The sequence below is a fragment of the Bacteroides caecigallinarum genome (genome assembly GCF_016902295.1).
Taxonomy (GTDB): domain Bacteria; phylum Bacteroidota; class Bacteroidia; order Bacteroidales; family Bacteroidaceae; genus Phocaeicola; species Phocaeicola caecigallinarum_A.
The window spans coordinates 20699-43481 of record NZ_JACJLQ010000008.1; the positions used below are offsets into that span (position 1 = coordinate 20699).

A 22783-nucleotide genomic window follows, 5' to 3' on the forward strand; every position below is an offset into this window, starting at 1 on the left:
TAAACGACAAAAGGCTAGGTAAAAACCTAGCCTTAATATCTTTTTAAGGTACCAAAATTAAGCAATCTTAGCGATGTGTGCAGCTAATTTTGACTTCAAGTTAGCAGCCTTGTTCTTGTGGATAATGTTAACCTTAGCCAATTTATCCAACATTTTCTGTACTTTTGGATACAATGCTACTGCTTCAGCTTTGTCTGATGTAGCGCGAAGTTTTCTTACAGCATTACGCATGGTTTTTGCATAATATCTGTTGTGAAGTCTTCTTTTTTCTTCCTGTCTAATTCTTTTGATAGATGATTTGTGATTTGCCATCTCGACTAATCTTTAATATTGTTCGTTATACTGTTTATTTGTAGCCCGTGGGGGAATCGAACCCCCCTTTCAAGAATGAAAATCTTGCGTCCTAACCGATAGACGAACGGGCCATCCTATATCGGATATTCCGATGTTTCGAGCTTATTATTTCTCGATTGCGGATGCAAAGGTATGAAGTTTTTTCTAAATACCAAAACTTATATACTATTTTTTTTCTTAAGAGGGGAGAAAAAGTGTTTTATTGCAGATAAATATAGTTTGTATCCGTTTACGAATGAGTTTAAGCGTATTAAGATGTTTACTTGTTATCCGTTTCTTACTGCTTTTTGTACGAATTCGGCGAATTCGATTGCCGATTTTTTCCTATAGCTTCCTTTGGGCCAAAACAGATAAGCTTGTGATGTAAGTATCTCTGCCGATAATATTGGAATTGCTTTTAAGTCAGGTTCATCTTTAATGGCAGCTTTCGTCAATATTGTTCCCCAGTTTCCTTTCCTTATAAGATTAATAATAGTCTGTACGTCGTTTATTTCCATTACTGTATTTAGTGTGATGTTGTTGTTACAGCATATCTCGTCTGTCTTCATTCTTGTGGCAAACCCTACCGCAGGCAGTATTAATTCAATGTTCTGTAGCCTTTTTAATGATATTGAAGATAGATGTGCCAAAGGACTTGATTCGTGTACGATGAAATATAGTCTTGATGAGAACAGTTTTATTTTATCATATTCTTCATCGATTTCTTCCGGTTCGAATGATAGTACACAATCCACCAGCTTTTCTTCAAGGAGTTTTATCTGCTCTTTTGATGTTCCGAAATTTATAATGACTTTTATTCCTGGATATGTTTTCTTGAATTCAGTAATTGAACATGTCAGCAGATGGCTCAAACTGTAAGTTACACCTATATTAAGTGTGCCTGTCATGATGCCTTTCAAGTCTTTTATAATCTGTTTCCCGTTTTCAGCTTCAAGTATTGAGTTTCTGGCGAAAGGCAGAAAGGCAAGTCCTGCTTCAGTCGGTATGATTCTTTTGCCAATTCTGTCGAAAAGCAGAACGTTGAGTTCGTCTTCCAGTTGCTTGATCTGTTGCGACAGAGTACTTTGTGAGATATGCAGCATTCTTGATGCTTCGGAAAAGTTTTTCAGTTCGCAGGCTTTCTCAAAATATTTCAGTTGTCTTAGTTCCATTTAGGCTTTATCGTTTTTATCAATAACTGTTATCGGAAAATAGAATTTCGCAAATATAGTAAAATATCTTTTGCATATTTATATTTGTTACAAATTTTAAATGCGTATGAAAAGTTTATTGACTATTATGTTTATTGGAGTCTGTGGATATGTTTCAGCACAGGCAGGATTGAGTGTTGTAAATGACGGTTTACGTTTTTGCGAAAGTACATTACCTTATAACAATGGTATTCTTATAGCCAATTTCGGAACTGAGAATTTGAATCCGTTGAATGATGAAGGCAAGGGATATATAATGTATTATAAGGATGGAAAAACGGAGACGTTTATTCCTACTGACGGAAATCTGTCCGCTCCTAAGGGAATGCTTGCACAAGGAGACAGACTCTTTGTCTGTGATGTAAACAAGATTGTAGTTTATAGCACAGTTAATAAGACATCTAAGCCTGTAGTTATCAGGTTGCCGGAAGGGCATCTGTTCGTAAACGACCTTGTTGCTGACGGTAAATACCTGTATGCTTCTGTTACAAATTCGGACCGTATATTCAGAATCGATATCAGCGGTGACAAAGGTTATACTCCTGAAGAATGGCTGAAAGTGCCTGGCCCTAACGGTTTGCTCATTAATAACGGCAGCATGTATGTAGCATCTTATCCTGCAGATGGAAATACAACAGGAAAGAATGTTATATATAAGATAGGTGATATGGCTAATCCTAAACTTGAGAAGTTTGTCGATATTGCAGGACAGTATGACGGTATTGCAACATCTACCGACGGAAATTACATATATATCACAAACTGGGCTCCGGCTTCTGTAAGCAAAGTAAGCCTTTCCGACCGTTCCGTCGCTCCTGTCAATATCAGTCTTGACAGTCCTTTGATAGGCCCTGCAGATATTTCAGTTAAAGAGGGATACATCTATATACCTGATTTGCCAAACAGCAGGGTAATAGTAGTGAAGGAGTAATAATCATGAGGGCAACGGTTTTATATTATAGCCATACGGGTAGGACGGCTGCGTACGCCAGAGAGATAGCAATGTATCTGTGGTCGAAAGGTCTTGATGTCAGTTTATCTTCTATTTCCGATTTCGATAAGCAGCGGTTGCTGAATTCAGACATTGTGCTGTCGGGATGCTGGACGTGTGGGTGGTTTGTGATAGGGCAACATCCGCATCGGAGATGGATTGATTTCAGCAAGTCTGCAGCAGATTTTGTGGACGAACGCAAAGTCATGTTTTTTACTACATATAAGATAAGGACCGGAAGTATGCACCGCAGGATGAGAAAAGCTATGAATATGACCGGAAAAGGCGTAAACGGTTTTTTGAAATCGAAAACGGCCCGTTTGACAGACGAAGACAAAACTAAACTCGATGCTTTTATAAAAAACAACATGTTAACTAAATAAAGGAGGTATTTATGGAAACAAAAAAACTGACAACAGCCCAGGGGGCACCTGTAGCCGACAATCAGAACGTGGCTACTGCCGGAAAGAGAGGACCTATGCTTCTACAGGACGTATGGTTCCTTGAGAAGCTGGCTCATTTTGACAGAGAGGTAATTCCTGAAAGGCGTATGCACGCAAAAGGTTCGGGCGCTTTCGGAAAATTCACTGTTACTAATGATATTACCAAATACACCAAAGCTGCCATCTTCTCGGAAGTAGGCAAGGAGACAGAACTGTTCGTACGTTTCTCTACTGTGGCAGGCGAACGCGGAGCTGCCGATGCGGAACGCGACATCAGAGGTTTCGCCATTAAGTTCTATACAGAGGAAGGCAATTGGGACCTCGTGGGAAACAATACTCCGGTATTCTTCTTGCGTGATCCGCTTAAGTTCCCTGACTTGAATCATGCCGTGAAGCGTGACCCTCGCACAAACATGCGCAGCGCTAAGAACAACTGGGACTTCTGGACACTGCTTCCCGAAGCACTTCATCAGGTTACAATCACTATGAGCGACAGAGGTATTCCGTATTCTTACAGACACATGCATGGATATGGAAGTCATACATTCTCGTTCATCAATGCCGAAGGTGTACGCACATGGGTGAAATTCCATCTTCACACCATGCAGGGAATCAAGAACCTTACAGACCAGGAGGCAGAGGCAATCATAGCAAAAGACCGTGAAAGCCATCAGCGCGATTTGTACGAAAGTATTGAGAGGGGCGACTTCCCGAAATGGAAGATGTTCGTACAGCTTATGACAGAGGAGCAGGCAAGAAACTGTCCTTACAATCCGTTCGACCTGACCAAAGTATGGTCGCAGAAAGAATATCCGCTGATAGAGGTGGGTATCATGGAACTCAACCGTAATCCTGAAAACTATTTTGCCGATGTGGAACAGGCTGCGTTCAATCCGGCAAACGTGGTTCCGGGCATCAGCTTCTCGCCTGACCGCATGCTTCAGGGACGTCTGTTCTCGTACGGCGACACCCAGCGTTACCGACTCGGCGTGAACCATCATCAGATACCTGTAAACCGTAGCCGTTGTCCGTTCCTTAATATGTATCACCGCGACGGACAGATGCGTGTGGACGGCAATCATGGTTTTACTATCGGCTACGAGCCAAACAGCTTCGGTGAATGGATGAACCAGACTGAATACAAGGAACCACCTCTGGAACTTGACGGAGCAGCATATCAGTGGGATTACCGTGAGGACGACACTGACTATTATTCACAGACAAGGGCCCTCTTCCGTCTGATGACTCCGGAACAGCAGCAGGTTTTGTTTGAAAACACAGCCAGATCTATGGGCGACATACCTGTAGAAATCAAGCGCAGACATATAGACAACTGTATGAAAGCCGATGAGGCTTACGGCCGTGGAGTGGCAAAAGCACTTGGACTGGAGATTGATTGATGCTGCTGTAATAATAAAATAAAACGCGGCCGTGTTTTGATTCGAACGTGGTGTTATTCGAAGTCAAACACGGCCGTGTTTTTTTTAAAGTCTTTGAAGTGCATTTTATCATATAGGAAAAGAAATACGCCAATCGTTTAAATAACTTTACAACGGGTTTCAGTGTTTCGTATTTTATTGATAACTTTGTATTGATATGTTGCAGAGATATAAAGGAATAGTATTATGTTCATTCAAGTATAATGACACAAAAAATATCGCCCATGTCTTCACGCGTGAGAATGGGCGAATGTCTTTTCTTGTGTCAGCTTCACGTTCGAAGAAGCAGGGGGCCATAAGTTTGCTGTTCCAGCCATTGGCGATGGTTGAACTTGAAGCTGATATTCGTCCCCGTTCTTCGCTGCATCCTGTTCGTGAAGCCCGGCTTTGGCATGTATTCGGTTCACTCCCATATAATCCGTATAAGTCCGGAATAGCGATGTTTCTGTCTGAGTTCCTTTTTCGTGTCTTGAAAGAAGAGGGTAGGGATGAGGCTCTTTTTTCGTATTTGTCCGGTTCGGTGATGTGGCTTGATGCCTGCGAGAAAAGTTTTTCGAATTTCCATCTTGTGTTCCTCATTCGCCTGTCGAGGTTTCTCGGACTTTATCCCAATACAGAGGATTATGCCGAAGGTGCTTATTTCGACCTTATGAATGCCTGTTTCACAATGGAGAAACCTTTTCATGGGATGTTCCTCCATCCGGAGGAGTCGGCACGTATAGTTAATCTGATGCGTATGAAGTACGACAATATGCATCTGTTTGCCATGAACCGTATGGAGAGAAACAGGTGCCTTGATATCATAAACGAGTATTACAGGCTGCATCTGCCTGATTTCCCGGAACTGAAGTCTTTGCCTGTATTGCAGGAATTGTTTATATAAATACAATACTTCCCTGCCGGCATTGCTGTACCAACAGGGAAGTATTATTGTATCATCTTTAGGGAAGTGCTGATATATTATTTATAGCTTATCCATTTTATCATTTCCTTCAACGAAGGTTTCTTGCCGTACATAAGTATTCCTACTCTGTAAATTTTGCCAGCCAGCCATATCAGTGTGAATGCCGATGCATAGAGAATAACGAGCGATAGAGCTGTCTGCCATCCCGGAGCATCCAGCGAAACACGCACCATGGAAACTACAGGCGAAGTGAATGGAATCATTGAGCACCAAACGGCTAGTGGACCGTCGGCATTTTCTGCACTGTAGATTGCGGCATAGAGTGCGAACACCAGAAGGAAAATTATTGGTGTCATGAACTGCTGTGAATCTTCTGCTTCATTGATAGACGCGCCTATTGCTGCAAATATTGAGGCATAAACCAGATATCCGCCTATAAAATTCAGGACGAAGATACCACCCAGTGCAGGCAGGTTAAGGTTGTGGATAGATGCAAGTATTGCATTTGCTTCCGAAGGCTCCGGCATTGGTGTCGAAGTAGCAGCCATCATTGCGTCAGGATTTGACATTGCTGATACTCCGAACATTAATCCTGCTACGGTAATTATTATGGCGAGCATTACTCCCCAAATGGCAAGCTGAAGTATTCCCACAAGTCCTATTCCTATGATTTTGCCTATCATAAGCTGGAACGGACGTACTGACGAAATCATAAGCTCTACGATACGGTTAGTTTTCTCTTCCATCACGCTCTGCATTACCATACCTCCGTATGACATTACGAACATATAGATGAGGAATGTCAGTATCATACCTGCTGCTACTGCTACTCCCGCATTCGATTCGCTCTCGCTGCCATCGTCGCTCCATTTGATTGTGCGTATGCTGTAGGTCTGGTCGAAATCGTTCATAATCCTCTGCAACTGGGGAATATTGTAGCTTACCAGTTTGTCGTGACGGATCTGTTCGTTGATGGCATTGTTCACTATTCGTGACAGTCCCTGTGGAATCTCCTTGCGCGAATAGATGGCTGCCGCATCAGGATTCTCTATCAGGTCGGCTGTGATTTCTATTACTGCGCTGTAGGCTGTTGTATCCGATCGGAATTCCTCTTTCATTTCCTCCTCAGGGTAGAAAAGATAGGATTCGTCATTAGCCATCATTGGGAAATATTTTCCTGTATGGTCTATCACGGCAATGTTTTTCTGTTCGTCGCTCTTTACCATCGAAAGCATCAGCGGTACGAATATCAGTGCTGCGAAGATGAACGGCATCAGAACAGTCAGTATGATGAATGATTTTTTGCTCACGCGGTTCATGAACTCGCGGTGAATTATAATGAATGTCTTGTTCATATATAAGTTTGTGAGTTTGTGAGTTTTTGAGTTTATAAGTTTGTGGGTTTTACGGTTTGCTGTTCTCCACAGTTCTGATGAAAATCTCGTTCATCGACGGCAGGCATTCGGCAAATGAAGTTATCTCATTTTCAGCTGCGATACCGGCCAGCAGTTGCGAGTTGCTCAGGTCGCTGTTCTTCTTGATAGTGAATATCTGTTCTCCGCCTTTAACTTCTGACGAAAGGATTTCGAACATGCTGTTGGCAGACAGCTCTTTTCCTATGCGCAGTCCCAGTCTGTAAGTATTGGTTTTGAATTGAGAACGTACTTCGTTCACTTCCCCCTGAAGTACCACCTGCGAGTGGTTTATCAGTGCTATGTTGTCGCATATCTCTTCTACCGACGACATGTTGTGAGTAGAGAAGATAATGGTGTGGCCTTGATTCTTGAGTTCTAGTATCTCTCTCTTCAGAAGTTCCGCGTTCACTGGGTCGAAACCGGAGAACGGTTCGTCGAATATCAGCAGCTGAGGCTTGTGGAGTACAGTGATTACGAACTGTACTTTCTGCTGCATACCCTTTGAGAGTTCTTCGAGTTTCTTGTCCCACCACTGTGTAATCTCGAATTTGTCGAACCATTCTTTCAGGCGTTTTCTAGCTTCATGTTTGTCCAGTCCTTTGAGCTGTGCCAGATAGATGGCTTGTTCGCCTACTTTCATTTTCTTGTATAGTCCTCTTTCTTCAGGCAGATAGCCAATCTTGTAGATGTCGTCAGCCTGCGAAAGATGTCCGTCGAAATATACCTCACCCGAGTCAGGGGCTGTAATGCGGTTGATGATTCTTATCAGTGTAGTTTTTCCGGCTCCGTTAGGTCCCAGCAGTCCGAAGACCTGTCCTTTCGGAACATTTATGCTGACGCCGTTGAGGGCCGTGTGGTTGGCATAACTTTTCACTATGTTATGCGCTTCCAAGAAGTATTCGCTCATAAATGTTTGATTTTAAGTTGTAAAAAACGGTATATAAATTATGCATGTGTCGTCATCTGTGTCATAATCTATATACCGTTGTCTCTTGTATTGTCTCTATTTTTGTATGTCGTGATTATTAGCCCAGAAGCTCTTTAACCTTGGCTGATATAGCTCTGCCTTCAGCAAGACCCGCAAGTTCTTTCGAAGCGACTCCCATTACTTTGCCCATGTCTTTGCCGTCTTTGGCTCCTGTGCGTTCGATAATTTCTTTCAGCTTAGCCTCCAGTTCTTCTGCAGAAAGCTGTTTAGGAAGATATGTCTCTATTACGTGTACCTGGGCCATTTCAGCTTCAGCCAGGTCGGCGCGTCCTTGTCCTTCATACACTGCAGCAGAATCTTTTCCTTGTTTCACAAGTTTCTGCATAATCTTCAGTGCGGCATCATCAGTCAGGGTATCGTTGGCTCCCGGAGCTGTTTTTGCTTCAAGGAAGAATTTTTTCACATTACGCAAAGTTTCAAGTTTTACTTTGTCTTTAGCCTTCATGGCTTCTTTGATATCGTTGCTTATCTGTTCAAATAAATCCATAATATATAAGTTTTTGAGTTTTTGAGTTTTTAAATTTTTAAGTTTTTAAGTTAGTTGACAAGTTGACAAGTTGACAAGTATCCGGATAGATTGCCTTGTCGACTTGTAACTGAAGCCTTGTAACTTCTTAGAAGAAACTTATAACAGTACTTTCTGCGTTATTGTTATCTGATGATTGTACTGTAGTTTCCTGCATGGCAGCTTTAGACTGTATGCTTTCAAGTTCTTTCTTTGTCCTTTTGTAAGTAGGAGTAGTTTCCACCATACTTATTATATCATCATTGTCAAGATCTTCCTGGCTGAATATATACATGTGGTGTCTTCTCTTTCTGTTTGTTTTGGCTTCAGGATAGTAATCTTTTCTTCGATCCTCATTCTTTTGTCTGATTTCTTCCTGTTCGGCGAGTTTCTCTTCTTCCTCTCTGGTATGTTTCTGTATTACATTATCCATGCCAGGGACATCCGAGATACCGAAACCTGTTGCCAATATAGTGAACTTGATTTTTGATTCAAGTGTACTGTCTTCGTAGAGTCCCCATTTTGTCTCGAATTCTTTTTCGAATTTACTCATGAAATCATGTATCTCGTCCATTTCGTTCATCATGAGTTCACTTGTTGGGCTATACGTAATGACAAACAATACTTTCTTTGAGTTGAATATGTCTTTATTGTTAAGTAGTGGTGAGTTCAGCGCATCTTTGATAGCTTTTGTCACTCTGCCTTCACCTTCGCCATATCCTGTACTCATGATAGCCACACCACCATCTTTAAGTACTGTCTTGACATCGTTAAAGTCGAGGTTTATTTTACCTCTTAATGTGATGATTTCTGCAATACTTTTTGCTGCAACAGATAATGTGTCGTCTGCCTTTCCGAAAGCATTCATTACACTTATGTCTGAATAAACATCGCGCAGTCTTTCATTGTTGATAACAAGGAGAGCATCGACATGTTTGCTCATTTCTTCCACACCGTCCAATGCCTGGTCTATTTTCTTGTTACCTTCGAACATGAATGGAATAGTAACGATACCTACAGTAAGTATATCCATGTCTTTGGCTGCCTTTGCAATGATAGGAGCCGCACCAGTACCGGTTCCTCCACCCATTCCGGCTGTAATGAATGCCATTCGGCATCCGTCACTAAGCATTTCTCTAACCTGCTCTATACTTTCCTCGGCAGCTGCTCTTGCCTTTTCAGGGCGGTTACCGGCACCAAGGCCTTCGCTTCCTAACTGAAGCTTAAAAGGTACAGGCGATTCGTCTAAAGCTTGATTATCTGTATTGCAGACTACAAAGTTTACGTCGTGGATACCTTTCCTATACATGTGGTTGACAGCATTACCTCCACCGCCACCTACACCAATGACTTTAATTATATGTTGTACGTCTCTCGGAAAATCGAAAGGCATTGTTGTTTCGTCTGACATATTATCTTAGTATTTAAATTTATTTGCTAAAATTATATTTATAACTGTTTACCTGATTTTATACAAGTACAGTGCCTTATTTTATTCCATCGAAAAACTCTTCAGAAGCTTTGCTCATACCTTGTTTTATTCTGTCGAATATACTTCTTTTCTTGTTTTTCTGAGCTTTGATAATTTTTTCTTCAAGTTCTTCTATCACAGCGTTTGATTCTGCAAAATTATATCCTTTGGCTGTTTTGAGCTTTTCCTTGGCTGCATCGTAATGCGCTTTGTCAATCAGTTCGACCGCTTCTTCCAGCAGCTTTTCACAAATTGCTTTTTTCTGTGCTTCACGCTGTTTCTCGGCTTCTTTTATGGCTCTTACTCTTTCAGCCTCATCAAGCAGCCTTTTAGCTTCTTTTTCCAATGATTCTATTTCCTTTGCCTTAGCTTCTACATTCAGCTTTTTGGCTTTGTCAAGAATCTCCAGTGCTTCAGAGTAATCCCTGCTCAATATCAACTGGGAAGCTGTAATGACCAACTGATGACACTCTTTTGAATAGTCAACAACTTCTATTTTTATTTTGTCCTCTTCAACTTTTTCTTCTTGCTTCTCAGGTTGTTCTACAATGATATCGTCAGCTTTTTCGTTTACGGCCACCGGCTCTTCATTGAAGTCTAACTGATGTCCTTTCCTTGGATCTATTCTGCAGCAGTTCTCTTCACCGGACATCAGTATGCCTATTATGGTATTTAGTTTGCCATTTTTAGGTATTACAATATTGCCTACTACATTTGTGTCACCTGCTAAAGCTACTCTTACTTTATCGATTTTTGTGATGTTGGTAATGGCTTTATCAATGTTAGGCATATTTGCCACTCCACCTGTTACTATAATACCTGCCATCAGTGTGTCACTGTAGTTTGACAGTTTTATCTGATTGAACACATTGTTAAGTATCTCGTTTACTCTGGCTTCTACAATATCTTCAAGAGTTCTTGATTTGATTACTACCTTCCCGTCAATGGATAAGTCAGAGTCTTGCACTTCTTCACCTTCTTTGTATTCAGTATATGCGGAAGCATATCTCAACTTTATTTGTTCAGCCTCGTCTTCTTCTATCTGTTTGCTGGTAATGTCTTTTGTGATATTATTCCCTCCCAAAGGAATTACGCATACGTGGCGGAGTATGTTGTTTTTGTAAACACTAACAGTAGTAGTATCAGCGCCAAAATCAATAAGCACGCAACCTGATCTTTTCTCATTTGTAGTAAGTACGGCGTCTGCAGTAGCCATCGGAGATATTGTAAATCCTGCTATTTCATATCCGGTATGAGAAAGGCATTGTCTTATATTCTGTTTAACAGAAGGACGTGCAATAATATTAAGGTAGTTCCCTTCGATACTGTTGGCAGTTGTTCCTACAGGTTCAGTAAGCAGATTGTTGCCTATCTTGTATTCTTGTGGTTCTACCGCCAGTACCTCATAGTCAAGTAAAGGGATTTCCAGATTGTTCTCCATCATGCTGTCTATTATGGCTTGCGATATTCTGGTATCCTCGCCTAATTGTCTGTTTTCAGTATTTTTGATACTTCTTAAAGACAGACCACCTACGCCAATATATACCTTCTTAATCCCAGCCTGAAGTTTGTTTTCAAGGTCTTTGATTACGGAAGTAAGCTTTTGCGTAGTCTTATCCAGATTATAGATAACTCCTTTCTTAATACAGTCGGCTGACCTTTCCGAAGAATAAGCTAAAATGTTCAAGCTGCCGTCTGCATTCTTTTTACCTGCGATACCTGTTATTTCTGTAGAACCAAGCTCAATCGCTACTATGAAATCTGATGCTGCCATATATTGTTACTCCTTTTTTGTGCAAATTATCTGGTTGTTGAATTCAACGCTAATGCGCTTATATTTATTCCATCCTACATTGTTTAAACCTTCAGTGTAGAATGCCTTTAATTTTTTGAATTTAGTCTCAAACATTTCCGGTTTCCCTATGAAGAGTATATGATTACCAACTCTTGGCACAAGTTCTATTTCCTGTTCCCTGGTAACATTTACCTGCTCTATCTGTGAATTCCAGAATTTGTCTGAGTTAAGGAAACATGCCAACTGGTAAAGCTTCTCGCTGGCAAATTTCCTGTCGATATATCCTGTCGCTACTGCTACTCGTACTGCCTTGCCATTGGCTTTCATTACTTTGCCTTCGTTGTCAATGTAGTAGTTGTCGCCGTTGCTGCTCATTACTCTCATTAGTGGAATCCTCTGGTAGATGTCAATCTTGACCTTTCCGCCTTTCGTCATATAACATTCAGCATCTTTGATAAACGGATTATCCTCAAGTACTGTTTCAAGTTTCCGGATATCGATATCTTTTTGTTTTACCCCCGTTGGAAGGAGTTTTTTGTTCTTTAATGTTGTTTCTATATCATGCTGTGTGACGAAATTGTAATCTACCTTATCCATTATTTCCAATTCTATACCCTTGCAATTCCGGTCAAGCGGCTTTGCATTAAATATAGTGACTGCCAGCACCAGGTAAACCGATGTTGCGATCAGAGCCAAGAGTATGAGAATTCGTTTTATCATTTACTTTTTTAATATATTATAAATTTGTGGAATCATATTGTCAATGTCTCCTGCACCGAGTGTGATAAGAACTTCAATCTCCTTTTTCTTCAGTAAGTCTAAAAGTTCTTCTTTCTTACAAAGAGTCTTGACTTTTCCTTCTTGTATATTGTCGTAAATAAGTTTACTTGTAACGCCTTCAATAGGGAGCTCTCTTGCCGGATAAATGTCCAGCAGAATGATTTCATCTGCCAATGACAGGCTTTCGGCAAATTCTTTATAAAAATCTCTTGTCCTGGTATAAAGATGAGGCTGGAATACAGCTGTTACCTTTTTATCAGGATAAAGAGCTTTTATAGATGATATGCTTTGTCTGATTTCTGCTGGATGATGGGCATAGTCGCTCAGGAAAACCAGGTTGTCTTCTTTTATTTTGAAGTCGAAACGTCTGTCCACGCCACTGAATGTAGGCATTGCATTTTTTATTTCTTCATTGCTTACTCCAGCTATTTGTGCAAGAGCCATAGCTGCTATACCGTTTTCTATATTGACATATACTGGTACTCCAAGTTTGATGTCGTTAATATTCCCGAATGGAGATATAAAGTCGAATACAATCTCACCGTTTCCTATTCTGATATTTTCAGCCTTGAAATCACCGTCTGTAATTCCGTATGAATATATTTTTACTCCTTCCTGTACCGCAGGTGAAAGGTCGATGCCTTTTTTCGCTATCAGATATCCGCCACGGCATATTAAAGAGGTATATTTGTTGAAGCTTTCCAGATATGCTTCTCGTGTTCCGTATATATCCAGATGATCCGAATCAGTCGCAGTGATTACTGTCGCAAACGGTGTCAGCCAGTGGAAAGATCTGTCGAATTCATCGGCTTCAATAACTACATAATTACTTGTTTCAGACAGTAGCAGATTTGTTTTGTAATTTTTCGAAATTCCGCCAAGGAAAGCATTACAGCCTATGTGGGACTGGTGTAACAGATGTGCTGTAAGTGTAGAAGTCGTTGTCTTACCATGTGTTCCAGCCACGCATAGTCCCTTCTCGGTTGTTGTAATCATTCCGAGAACCTGTGCACGTTTTAGGATTTCGAAACCGTTTTCTTTGAAGTATGTGAACTCTTTATGTGTCTGTGGAATGGCAGGAGTGAATATTACCAATGTGTCTTTTTTTATTTTGCAACTATCAGGAATTAGTGATATGTTTTCCTCGTAATGAATATTTGCTCCTTCCTTTATCAGTTCTTCTGTCAGTTCGCTTTGTGTACGGTCGTAGCCAGCCACTTCCTTGCCTTTTGACAGGAAGTATCTGACCAATGCACTCATACCGATACCACCGGCACCAATGAAATATACGGATTTTATAGTATTAATGTTCATTTTCTTTTTTGTATTTATCGGCCAGTTTGCAAACCTCTTCAGCAATTACGTTAGCCGAATTGTTGAATGCCAGTTTCTTGATGTTGCCGCTAAGTGTTTTTAGTTTTGGCTCGTCGTTTACCAATTTTATAGCAGAGTCAATTAGTTTTTCTTCGGCTTCCGAGTCCTTGATATATACTGCTGCCTCTTTGTCAACCAATGCCATAGCATTTTTTGTCTGATGGTCTTCGGCTACATTAGGCGATGGCACCAATATTACCGGTTTACCCAAAAGGCAGAATTCAGAGATTGAACCTGCACCGGCTCTGCTGACAACGAGGTCAGCTGCTGTATATGCGGCATTCATGTTAGATATAAAGTCTGTAGTATGAAGCATTTCAGGATTTCCTGCAGCCTCACTACAAGCTTTGGCTTCTTTTATATAGAATTTACCTGTCTGCCAGATAAACTGTACATCCGAAGACTTGATTTTGTCAATAGAATGCATTACGCAATTATTTAGTGTTCTTGCTCCTAAGCTTCCTCCAACAATGAGTATTGTTTTCTTGTCAGGATTCAGACCGAAAGATTTTATTGCGTCTTCTTTAGATATATTATTCTCAAGAAGACCTTGTCTGACAGGGTTTCCTGTCATAATTATTTTATCCTTTTCAAAGAATTTTTCCATTCCGGGATATGCGACACATATCTTGGATGCCTTACTGGCAAGAAGCTTGTTTGTAACTCCTGCATACGAGTTCTGTTCCTGTATCAAAGTAGGTATTCCCATTGCTCCAGCCATTTTCAAGGTAGGTCCACTTGCATAACCTCCAACTCCCACGGCAACGTGAGGCTTGAAGTCTTTGATAATCTTACGAGCAATAGCCTGACTCTTTATCAGTCTTACGATAACAGAAAAATTCTTCAACAGATTTTTTCTGTCAAAACCTGCTACTGGCAGTCCGATGATTTTATAACCCGCAGCTGGAACTCGTTGCATTTCCATTCTTCCCTCAGCTCCGACAAAAAGAATCTCAGTGTCAGGTCTTAGTTCTTTTATTGCATTAGCTATAGATATCGCCGGAAAGATATGTCCTCCGGTTCCACCTCCGCTTATTATTATACGTAGATTATCGTTCATTGTTTTATATTTTGTAAGGCTTTCAACCTGTTATTTTATTATTTCTCTCTTAAAACTATTTTTCGCAAAGTTATTAATAAACTTCAAATAAATATAGAATAATGATAAATTAATATCTTTATATAGTTATATTACAACTTTTTAGTTTCAATCTTCGCCTTTCTTTTCTTCCGGTCCTTTTTCTGCCAGTTCGAGTGCCGCATTTTTCAGTATTGATACTGCGGCATCGTGCAGTCTTGCTTCTTCAGCTGCCTTTTCTTCTTCCTCTTTTGCCTGCAGATCGGAAACGTGTCGGCTTATGCTCAATATGATTCCTATATACACAGAATTGATGAGTATTGATGTTCCTCCTTTACTTATTAATGGAAGAGGCTGTCCTGTTACAGGGATTATTCCTACAGCTACAAGCATGTTGAACATTGCCTGAATTGACAGTAATATGCCAATGCCAATAATGAGTAAAGCATAATAAGGCTCATCGCACCCTCGGGCAATCTTGCCTATTCGTAATAGCAGGACTATGTACAGCATGGCAACGAATGCTCCACCCACTAATCCAAGCTCCTCGATTATAATGGCATAGATGAAGTCGGAAAAAGCCTGTGACAGGAAGTCTCGCTGCACGCTGTTGCCCGGACCTTTTCCTATGATATTGCTGGTGGCGATTGCGATATTGGCATGCGCTATTTGTGCGTCATTGTCGATGTCGAATTTTGCGGCCGGCACTTGAGCCTGGTTGAAATGGTTCTCGAATCGGCTTTTCCATGTGGTGAAGCGGTGTAGTCCTACGGCATCCCAAGCCTGGTTAGGAACAAACTTTATTGTACATAAGCCGATAACCAATACTAATATTCCTGCTCCGGCAAGTTTTCCTAATTGTCTCATTGGAACTCTGCCGATGAACATCATTACGAAAACTGTCGCACAAAGGAGTGCGGCTGTCGAAAGGTTTTCCGAGATAATCAGTGCCACAGTAATCCCTGTTGATATAAGAATGTATTTGAATGCTTTCTTGTCGGCTCCATCTTCGTACTGAAATTTTGCAAGCGTCATGGCTACTGATATTATCAGTGCCATCTTTGCAACTTCCGATGGCTGGAACTGAAAGAATCCGAAATCAATCCATCTTTTTGCTCCATTGGTCATTGCCCCGATAATGAGAACAGATAAAAGCAACCCCCATGATATAGGTAGAAACAGATTGAATTTCTTGAACCATCTGCAGGGCATCAGATGTGTAAAAAATACTATGATGGTACCTGCCATAATCAATGATATGTGCGAAGTTATAGGTCTCCAATGGTCGCCAGACTTGAATGTGAGCGTACTGGAAGCACTGAAAACTTCAATAATTGATATAAGGCAGAATAGCATGAAAATAATCCATACTATTCTGTCGCCTTTAAATAGTTTCTTTAGCAAATCCATCTTAATAGCGTATTATAGTTTTTTTACACACTCTTTGAATTGTTCTCCTCTATCTTCGTAGCTTTTAAACAAATCGAAACTTGCACAGCAAGGACTCAAAAGAACTGTTTCACCATCCTTTGCCATCTTGTATGCTTCGTCCACTGCGTCTTTCATGCTCTGTACGTCGGCAATTGGTAAACCGAAACCGTCAAAGAACTCATGCAGTTTTTCATTGTGGAGCCCCATAAATATAAGCCCGCTACATTTTTCTTTAACGAGGTTGGCTATTTCGTTATAGTCGTTTCCTTTGTCTTTTCCGCCAAGAATAAGCACAGTCTTTGTTGTCATGCTTTGAAGCGCGTACCAGCATGAGTTAACGTTTGTAGCTTTCGAGTCGTTTATATATTCCACTCCTTTTACTCTGGCAACCTTTTCAAGTCTGTGTTCTACACCTTTGAAGTCGCTTAAAGCCTCGCGGATACATTCATTCTTGATTCCGGCTATGTTGGCAGACAATCCTGCCGCCATAGAGTTGAACAGATTATGCTTACCTGTTAGTGCAAGCTCCTCCTGTTCCATATTGAAAGCGATAGGTTCTGTAAAACAAATTCTTTTCTCTTTCACGTATGCCACTGTTCCTTCTTCTTTCTTTTCGGCAAAAGGATAATAATGACCGTGAATGCCGTATTTGTGTAATTCGCGTTGTATTATAGGGTCGTCATTCCAGAATATGAACGCATCATTTTCTGTCTGGTTCTGTATGATTCTGAATTTTGCGTCCACATAATTCTGCATTTTGTATTCATATCGGTCCAGATGGTCAGGAGTGATATTCATGAGCACAGCAATATTGGCGTGGAAATCGTACATATTGTCAAGCTGGAAGCTGCTCAGTTCTATCACGTAGTAGTCATAATTGCACTCAGCTACCTGATATGCGAGACTCTGCCCTATATTTCCGGCAAGCCCCACATTCAATCCTGCTTTCTTGAATATGTGGTAAATAAGTGATGTAGTGGTCGTTTTTCCGTTACTACCAGTGATACATATCATCTTCGCATTTGTGTATCTTCCTGCGAACTCAATTTCAGATATTACAGGAATATTTTTTTCCTTGATTTTTAAAATCATAGGTGCGTCGTTCGGTATTCCCGGGCTTTTTATAACTTCATCCGCATTGAGTATCAGCTCTTCTGTGTGTTTGCCTTCTTCCCAAGCTATACCTTTACTGTCAAGCATATACTTATACTTGTCCTTAATCAACGACATGTCTGATACGAACGTGTCAAATCCTTCTTTTTTAGCCAATACGGCAGCTCCCGCTCCGCTCTCTCCGGCTCCTAAAATGACAATTCTTTTTGCCATGGTGAAAAATTTATCTAATCTTTAAAGTTATAATAGTTATAGCAGCAAGTACTATGGTTACAATCCAGAATCTAACTGTTATTTTAGCTTCGTGGAAAACATTACTTGGTCCTGTGAAAATATATGAGCAGTTAGGGTCAAGCTGTGCTATTGTGGTCCTGAAATGGTCGTGTATAGGAGTACGCTTGAACACCCTTTGCTTGATTCCTTTTTTCTTCCCTCTCTGGAAATATTTGACCTGTAATATAACAGACAGATTCTCTACAAGGAATATTCCGCACAATATCGGTATTAACAGTTCTTTGTGGATGATGATTGCGAATACAGCTATTATACCTCCGATAGTAAGGCTGCCGGTATCACCCATAAATACTTGTGCCGGGAATGCATTGTACCATAGGAAACCTATCAATGCACCGATAAAGGCACAAATATATATTACCAGTTCTTCACTTCCTGGAATATACATAATATTAAGATATGATGCATATTCAATATGGCTCGATACGTACGCTAATATCCCGAGGGTAACCCCTATTATTGCAGAGTTTCCGGCTGTCATGCCGTCCATACCGTCGTTGAGGTTTGCTCCGTTAGATACTGCCGTAACAACAAATATTGTGATAATTACGAAAACAATCCATCCGGCTGTTTGGGCGTGTTCTCCCATGAAGCCTACGATGTCGGCATAGTCCAGATTGTTGTTTTTAAAGAATGGGATAGTAGTTTTTGTTGATTTTTCATCCTGTGCTTTGTGGATTACGTCAACTACCTCACCGTTTCTCTGTATCTCTACATTCTCCCTTATCACTACGTCAGGGCTGAGATACAGCGTAAGCCCTACTATAAATCCCAGTCCGACCTGACCTATGATTTTAAATTTGCCGTGAAGCCCTTCCTTGTCTTTCTTGAAAACTTTGATGTAGTCGTCAAGAAAGCCTAATGTTCCGAGCCAAACAGTAGTTATGAGCATAAGTATCATGTAGATATTGTGTAGTTTGCCCAAAAGAAGGCATGGTATCAGTATAGCTACAATAATAATTATACCTCCCATTGTTGGAACTCCTTTTTTGTTTACATTAAAAGGGTCTATAGACGCATCTCTCTGTGTTTCGGTTATTTGTTTCTTTTTCAGCATGTTGATGAAAAATTCACCGAATATAGCCGAAATCAGAAGTGATAATATCACAGCCATGATTGCCCTGAAGGAGACGTAGCCAAACATTCTTGCCCCGGGGAAATCAAACTGTTCCAAATATTTGAATAGATAGTATAACATTAAGTTTCTATGTTTATTTAAGTTCTAAACTCGTTCGATAGTTACAAATTATTTTGAGAAAATCTCTTTGACAACTTCCTTGTCGTCGAAATGATGTTTTACTCCCTTTATATCCTGATAATTTTCATGCCCTTTTCCTGCAATCAGGATTACATCTCCTTGCGAAGCCAACATACATGCAGTACGGATAGCTTCCTTACGGTCTGTTATGGCAAGTACTTTTTTCATTTCCTCTTTGTCCAGTCCTGCAAGCATATCGTTTATGATGTCCTGTGGCTCTTCGAAACGAGGATTGTCGGATGTAATTATCACCTTATCACTTTGTCTTACAGACTCTTTTGCCATGATAGGTCTTTTACCTTTGTCTCTGTTGCCTCCGGCTCCTACTACAGTGATTACCTTTCCTCTTCCTTTAAGCACGTCGTGTATTGCATCCAATACATTAGTTATAGCATCAGGCGTATGGGCATAGTCCACTATAGCTGTATAACCTTCAGGTGAGCGCATGGAATCGAAACGTCCGCTTACAGGTCTGAGTACGCTTAGTTGAAGCAGAATGTCATCAGCATTTTTACCCATCATGCATGCGGCACCATAAACTGCCAGGAGGTTATACGCATTGAATCGGCCAATGAACTGGACGTTTACTTCTTTGTTGTTGATATCCATCAGCATACCTTCGAAACCGTCCTCAAGAACTTTACCTTTGAAGTCAGCCATCGTACGCAAAGAGTATGTGACAACTTTGGCCTTTGTATTCTGTACCATGACCATACCGTTCTTGTCGTCGGCGTTTGTAAGTGCGAATGCGGTCTTTGGAAGTCCGTCGAAGAAAGCTTTTTTGGCTTTCAGATAGTTCTCAACAGTTTTATGATAGTCAAGATGGTCCCTTGTCAGGTTTGTAAATATACCTCCGGCAAACTTCAATCCCCCAATACGTTTTTGTGCGACAGAATGTGAACTGACCTCCATGAATGCGTATTTGCATCCTTCGTCAGCCATTCTTCCCAACAGTTGGTTCAGGGTTATAGGGTCAGGAGTAGTGTGTTCTGTAGGTATGGCTTCGCCGTCAATGTAGTTGCAAACGGTTGAGATAAGTCCCACTTTATAGCCAAATGCTCTAAACATATTATATAATAATGTGGCTATAGTCGTCTTTCCGTTTGTACCCGTTACACCGACAAGGTCAAGTTTATCTGTAGGATTGCCATAAAAGGTTGTGGCTATTTTACCTACGGCATCTTCAGTGTCATCAAATTTCGCGTAAGTAACACCTTCGGCGAGTGTCTCAGGTAATTTCTCGCAGATGATAGCTGTGGCTCCAAGTTCGATGGCTTTAGAAATATAGTCGTGTCCGTCAGTCTGCGTTCCTTTGATAGCAATAAACGCATTCCCGCCTTTGATTTTTCTTGAGTCTATTTCTATGCCGTTGATGTCAATTTCATCTGAACCAGAAATGACATACTTGCCGGCTGATTGCAATAGTTCTTTAAGTAACATAAATCTGAACTTTAAATTTGTTATTCCTTATATATAATATACCTTATTATTTGAGGTTTAATGTTATCGTTTGTCCTCTCACGGCAGTGCTTCCAGGTTGTATGTTTTGCGAAACGACTTTACCCATGCCGTTCAGTCTCACTCTTAATCCTCTCTCTTCGAGCAGGAAAACAGCATCTTTGGCTCCCATCCCTCTTACGTTTGGGACAGTTTTTTCGTCTGTGTTCAGCTCGCTAAGTTGTACGCTTGTGCTTCCACTTGTCGCCTTACACCATTTTGCATCGCCGCTTAACGAGTTACAGTTTATATTTAGCTCGTCAAGTATATATGCTGTTTCGCTTGTGTAGCCGTTCTTTGCGTCTGGTATCATAATGGACGTAGAGTCTTTTGCCTGAGCCAAATCAAAGAACAGATGTTTTGCGTAAACTCGTTCGGCTATTCTGCTGAATACACTTCCCGCCTGAACACCACCCGAAGGACTGGCTTTAGGAGCCTGTATAGCTACATAACAGCTGTACATAGGATTTTCTGACGGGAAATATCCGCAAAAACTTACAAGGTGTTTGGTGCCGCCATTTTTGTATCCGGCTTTTCCTTGTGAAATCTGAGCCGTACCTGTCTTACCTGAAACGCTGAAAAGTTTACTTCCGGCAGGTTTGGCAAGTCCATTAGCCACAACACTTTTAAGAATTGTTCTTATCTGGTTTAGTGTGTTTTCTGAACATATCTGTTCGTTTACTGTCTCAGTCGGGAAATCTTTTATTATGTCGCCGTCCTTTGTTATTGCCTTTACAAATTTTGGCTTTACCATCTTTCCGTCGTTTGCTATTGCATTATAGAAATTCAGTATATAGATAGGTGGTATCTGGGTCTCGTAACCGATGCTCATCCATGGTAAAGTCGTTTTGGCAAAATATCTGTCTTTCGGACCTAATATTCTTGGACTTGCTTCTCCGGTAAATCCTAACTCAAGCGGAGTATCTATGCTCATCCTTTTCAGTCCGTCGATAAATTTCTGAGGGTTATCTCCATAAAATTTGTCGATTATTCTTGATACACCGATGTTTGATGATACTTCAAGGATTTTCGTTACGTCTATCACTCCATATCCACCCTTGTACCAGTTCCAGTCTCTCATTCTGCTGCCATGCATGTTCACTGTACCTTGCTCTGTATCTACTTCATAATCCGGAGTGATATAACCGTCTTCCATTGCAACCATGATGGACGCTGTCTTGAATGTTGAACCTGGCTCCATAAGGTTGCTAACGGCCAGATTCCTCATTTCGTAGTATTTGCCGTCGCCTGCTCTTGTCATGTTTACGTTGGCCTTAACTTCTCCGGTACTCACTTCCATAACAATAGCGACACCGGCTTCGGCTTCAAGATTTGTAAGCTGGTCCACTAAGGCTTTTTCTGCTATATCCTGCATATCGACATCTATTGTCGTAATGAGGTCGCATCCGTCAACGGGAGCTTTGTCCACGATATTCAGATATTGGTTTCTGACTTTCTGTCTGTGCGTTATACCTACCTCTCCCTTAAGATATTTGTCGTATGTAAGTTCCAATCCGTTTTTTGCTCCAAGTGCGGTGTCAGGATACAGGTCGCCCAATGTTCTCATTGCAAGCGAGCCGAAAGGTTTCTTCCTTTGGTTATATGCCAGTTCGTGAAGTCCGCTTCTGTATCTGCTGAGCGAGAATACAGGTAATTTCTTTACTTCCTTATATTCGATGTATGAGATTCTTTTGGGATAAAGAAGATAATTTCTGCTTCCGGCCTTTCTTCCTTTCAGTATTGTCCTTCTGAACTCAGCGGCACTCTGATCGGGGAAAATTCTATGCAGTCCTTCGCATATTTCCTGCAAATGATTCATCAGCATAGTATCCTTCTTCACTCCTCCGGCCTTGAAGTCCATGTAAATTCTGAATTCAGGCAGACTGCTTGCCATGAGTTTACCGTCGGATGATATGATATTACCCCTTGTAGGGAATACTATTACGTTTTCTCTGACAAATCTGTCGGCTACATCTTTCCAGTATTGTCTTTCGGCAAACATGATAATTCCTGCTTTGACTATTACAGCGATAGCAAGCAGTGCCATGATAAGTACGAAAAACGTATATCTGAGAGTAATATTTTTATGTCCAGGTATCATTAATAATCCTCCTTAATCAAGAATGGTGGTTGTGCAGAAGTCTTCAATGGATTGCTCTTCTCGGAAATGTAAGTCTCAATCTTCGACTGTCGGCTCTTTTCTGTAAGCTCAGACGAGATAGTCAGTGCATCATACTTGATGTCTGTAAGCTCTTTTTTCAGTTTGTCTATCTCTATCATTTCCCTTTGGCTGGAGTATCTGTTGTCGATATATACAATTGTAAGTACTACAATCAGGCATAGCAGGTTAATCTGTCTCCTGAAGAAATCATGGGCAAGGATGTCTCCTCCCAGAATACTTCCCCAGGTAATGTTTGAACCTTTGTGCTCGTTCTTTGTCTTGTCCTTGCTGCTCATAATTTA

The 22783-nt window shown here is 40.9% G+C and carries 20 protein-coding genes and 1 tRNA gene; 4 read left to right on the top strand and 17 right to left on the bottom strand.

Going from position 1 to position 22783, the window contains the following annotated elements; all coding sequences use genetic code 11:
• Positions 1–57: 57 nt before the first annotated feature.
• The 3 genes from rpsT to H6A27_RS03875 all read right to left on the bottom strand — a co-directional run bounded on the left by rpsT (position 58) and on the right by H6A27_RS03875 (position 1505).
• Positions 58–312, bottom strand: a complete 255-nt coding sequence (gene rpsT / locus H6A27_RS03865; protein ID WP_204507762.1) for a 30S ribosomal protein S20 — start codon at positions 310–312, stop codon at positions 58–60.
• Positions 313–353: 41 nt separating this feature from the next.
• Positions 354–425: transfer RNA gene (locus H6A27_RS03870), tRNA-Glu, on the bottom strand.
• 195 nt (positions 426–620) lie between these two features.
• Positions 621–1505, bottom strand: coding sequence for a LysR substrate-binding domain-containing protein (locus H6A27_RS03875; protein WP_204401715.1), 885 nt, complete (start codon positions 1503–1505; stop codon positions 621–623).
• A 106-nt stretch (positions 1506–1611) separates the two neighbouring features.
• On the opposite strand from H6A27_RS03875, the gene H6A27_RS03880 reads away from it, so the two are divergent.
• The 4 genes from H6A27_RS03880 to recO all read left to right on the top strand — a co-directional run bounded on the left by H6A27_RS03880 (position 1612) and on the right by recO (position 5300).
• Complete coding sequence (locus H6A27_RS03880; protein ID WP_204401717.1) at positions 1612–2475, top strand: YncE family protein; 864 nt, start codon at positions 1612–1614, stop codon at positions 2473–2475.
• A gap of 5 nt (positions 2476–2480) precedes the next feature.
• Positions 2481–2918 (top strand): flavodoxin family protein, encoded by a 438-nt coding sequence (locus H6A27_RS03885; RefSeq protein ID WP_204401719.1) that lies wholly within the window; start codon positions 2481–2483, stop codon positions 2916–2918.
• A gap of 11 nt (positions 2919–2929) precedes the next feature.
• The gene (locus H6A27_RS03890) at positions 2930–4378 is read left to right on the top strand and encodes a catalase (protein ID WP_204507763.1); all 1449 of its coding nucleotides are present in this window, start codon (positions 2930–2932) and stop codon (positions 4376–4378) included.
• Positions 4379–4574: 196 nt separating this feature from the next.
• A complete protein-coding gene (gene recO / locus H6A27_RS03895) occupies positions 4575–5300 on the top strand; it encodes a DNA repair protein RecO (RefSeq protein ID WP_204507764.1) in 726 nt (241 codons plus the stop codon).
• 77 nt (positions 5301–5377) lie between these two features.
• Here the strand turns inward: recO and H6A27_RS03900 are convergent, their stop codons facing one another.
• The 14 genes from H6A27_RS03900 to H6A27_RS03965 all read right to left on the bottom strand — a co-directional run bounded on the left by H6A27_RS03900 (position 5378) and on the right by H6A27_RS03965 (position 22777).
• On the bottom strand, positions 5378–6676 hold the full coding sequence (locus H6A27_RS03900) for an ABC transporter permease (RefSeq protein WP_204507765.1): 1299 nt from the start codon (positions 6674–6676) through the stop codon (positions 5378–5380).
• A gap of 49 nt (positions 6677–6725) precedes the next feature.
• A complete protein-coding gene (locus tag H6A27_RS03905; RefSeq protein WP_204507766.1) occupies positions 6726–7643 on the bottom strand; it encodes an ABC transporter ATP-binding protein in 918 nt (305 codons plus the stop codon).
• A 118-nt stretch (positions 7644–7761) separates the two neighbouring features.
• Positions 7762–8211 carry a GatB/YqeY domain-containing protein gene (locus H6A27_RS03910; RefSeq protein WP_204507767.1) on the bottom strand — a complete coding sequence of 150 codons (450 nt, stop codon included), beginning with the start codon at positions 8209–8211 and terminating at the stop codon, positions 7762–7764.
• A gap of 127 nt (positions 8212–8338) precedes the next feature.
• Positions 8339–9640, bottom strand: a complete 1302-nt coding sequence (gene ftsZ, locus H6A27_RS03915; RefSeq protein WP_204401730.1) for a cell division protein FtsZ — start codon at positions 9638–9640, stop codon at positions 8339–8341.
• Positions 9641–9716: 76 nt separating this feature from the next.
• Entirely contained in the window at positions 9717–11474 is a 1758-nt protein-coding gene (gene ftsA / locus H6A27_RS03920; RefSeq protein WP_204507768.1) for a cell division protein FtsA, read from the bottom strand.
• A gap of 6 nt (positions 11475–11480) precedes the next feature.
• Positions 11481–12215: a cell division protein FtsQ/DivIB gene (locus H6A27_RS03925; RefSeq protein ID WP_204401734.1), complete on the bottom strand. Its 735-nt coding sequence runs from the start codon at positions 12213–12215 to the stop codon at positions 11481–11483.
• Positions 12216–13589, bottom strand: coding sequence for a UDP-N-acetylmuramate--L-alanine ligase (locus H6A27_RS03930; RefSeq protein ID WP_204507769.1), 1374 nt, complete (start codon positions 13587–13589; stop codon positions 12216–12218). It lies immediately after the preceding gene.
• Complete coding sequence (gene murG, locus H6A27_RS03935) at positions 13579–14709, bottom strand: undecaprenyldiphospho-muramoylpentapeptide beta-N-acetylglucosaminyltransferase (protein ID WP_204401738.1); 1131 nt, start codon at positions 14707–14709, stop codon at positions 13579–13581. The genes H6A27_RS03930 and murG overlap by 11 nt, the downstream gene beginning before the upstream one ends.
• Positions 14710–14856: 147 nt before the next feature.
• On the bottom strand, positions 14857–16137 hold the full coding sequence (locus H6A27_RS03940) for an FtsW/RodA/SpoVE family cell cycle protein (protein WP_204401740.1): 1281 nt from the start codon (positions 16135–16137) through the stop codon (positions 14857–14859).
• 12 nt (positions 16138–16149) lie between these two features.
• Entirely contained in the window at positions 16150–17484 is a 1335-nt protein-coding gene (gene murD, locus H6A27_RS03945) for a UDP-N-acetylmuramoyl-L-alanine--D-glutamate ligase (RefSeq protein ID WP_204401742.1), read from the bottom strand.
• A gap of 10 nt (positions 17485–17494) precedes the next feature.
• Positions 17495–18763 (bottom strand): phospho-N-acetylmuramoyl-pentapeptide-transferase, encoded by a 1269-nt coding sequence (locus H6A27_RS03950; RefSeq protein ID WP_204401744.1) that lies wholly within the window; start codon positions 18761–18763, stop codon positions 17495–17497.
• Between the two features lie 48 nt (positions 18764–18811).
• The gene (locus H6A27_RS03955; RefSeq protein WP_204507770.1) at positions 18812–20263 is read right to left on the bottom strand and encodes a UDP-N-acetylmuramoyl-L-alanyl-D-glutamate--2,6-diaminopimelate ligase; all 1452 of its coding nucleotides are present in this window, start codon (positions 20261–20263) and stop codon (positions 18812–18814) included.
• A gap of 46 nt (positions 20264–20309) precedes the next feature.
• Positions 20310–22421: a penicillin-binding protein gene (locus tag H6A27_RS03960; protein WP_204401748.1), complete on the bottom strand. Its 2112-nt coding sequence runs from the start codon at positions 22419–22421 to the stop codon at positions 20310–20312.
• Complete coding sequence (locus H6A27_RS03965) at positions 22421–22777, bottom strand: FtsL-like putative cell division protein (protein WP_204401750.1); 357 nt, start codon at positions 22775–22777, stop codon at positions 22421–22423. Before H6A27_RS03965 ends, H6A27_RS03960 begins: the two co-directional genes overlap by 1 nt.
• Between the last annotated feature and the right edge of the window lie 6 nt (positions 22778–22783).

What these genes read in the sequence shown, in the direction of transcription:
- rpsT (WP_204507762.1), bottom strand. Translation starts at nt 312, where the DNA reads ATGGCAAATCACAAATCATCTATCAAAAGAATTAGACAGGAAGAAAAA.
- H6A27_RS03875 (WP_204401715.1), bottom strand. Translation starts at nt 1,505, where the DNA reads ATGGAACTAAGACAACTGAAATATTTTGAGAAAGCCTGCGAACTGAAA.
- H6A27_RS03880 (WP_204401717.1), top strand. Translation starts at nt 1,612, where the DNA reads ATGAAAAGTTTATTGACTATTATGTTTATTGGAGTCTGTGGATATGTT.
- H6A27_RS03885 (WP_204401719.1), top strand. Translation starts at nt 2,481, where the DNA reads ATGAGGGCAACGGTTTTATATTATAGCCATACGGGTAGGACGGCTGCG.
- H6A27_RS03890 (WP_204507763.1), top strand. Translation starts at nt 2,930, where the DNA reads ATGGAAACAAAAAAACTGACAACAGCCCAGGGGGCACCTGTAGCCGAC.
- recO (WP_204507764.1), top strand. Translation starts at nt 4,575, where the DNA reads ATGTTGCAGAGATATAAAGGAATAGTATTATGTTCATTCAAGTATAAT.
- H6A27_RS03900 (WP_204507765.1), bottom strand. Translation starts at nt 6,676, where the DNA reads ATGAACAAGACATTCATTATAATTCACCGCGAGTTCATGAACCGCGTG.
- H6A27_RS03905 (WP_204507766.1), bottom strand. Translation starts at nt 7,643, where the DNA reads ATGAGCGAATACTTCTTGGAAGCGCATAACATAGTGAAAAGTTATGCC.
- H6A27_RS03910 (WP_204507767.1), bottom strand. Translation starts at nt 8,211, where the DNA reads ATGGATTTATTTGAACAGATAAGCAACGATATCAAAGAAGCCATGAAG.
- ftsZ (WP_204401730.1), bottom strand. Translation starts at nt 9,640, where the DNA reads ATGTCAGACGAAACAACAATGCCTTTCGATTTTCCGAGAGACGTACAA.
- ftsA (WP_204507768.1), bottom strand. Translation starts at nt 11,474, where the DNA reads ATGGCAGCATCAGATTTCATAGTAGCGATTGAGCTTGGTTCTACAGAA.
- H6A27_RS03925 (WP_204401734.1), bottom strand. Translation starts at nt 12,215, where the DNA reads ATGATAAAACGAATTCTCATACTCTTGGCTCTGATCGCAACATCGGTT.
- H6A27_RS03930 (WP_204507769.1), bottom strand. Translation starts at nt 13,589, where the DNA reads ATGAACATTAATACTATAAAATCCGTATATTTCATTGGTGCCGGTGGT.
- murG (WP_204401738.1), bottom strand. Translation starts at nt 14,709, where the DNA reads ATGAACGATAATCTACGTATAATAATAAGCGGAGGTGGAACCGGAGGA.
- H6A27_RS03940 (WP_204401740.1), bottom strand. Translation starts at nt 16,137, where the DNA reads ATGGATTTGCTAAAGAAACTATTTAAAGGCGACAGAATAGTATGGATT.
- murD (WP_204401742.1), bottom strand. Translation starts at nt 17,484, where the DNA reads ATGGCAAAAAGAATTGTCATTTTAGGAGCCGGAGAGAGCGGAGCGGGA.
- H6A27_RS03950 (WP_204401744.1), bottom strand. Translation starts at nt 18,763, where the DNA reads ATGTTATACTATCTATTCAAATATTTGGAACAGTTTGATTTCCCCGGG.
- H6A27_RS03955 (WP_204507770.1), bottom strand. Translation starts at nt 20,263, where the DNA reads ATGTTACTTAAAGAACTATTGCAATCAGCCGGCAAGTATGTCATTTCT.
- H6A27_RS03960 (WP_204401748.1), bottom strand. Translation starts at nt 22,421, where the DNA reads ATGATACCTGGACATAAAAATATTACTCTCAGATATACGTTTTTCGTA.
- H6A27_RS03965 (WP_204401750.1), bottom strand. Translation starts at nt 22,777, where the DNA reads ATGAGCAGCAAGGACAAGACAAAGAACGAGCACAAAGGTTCAAACATT.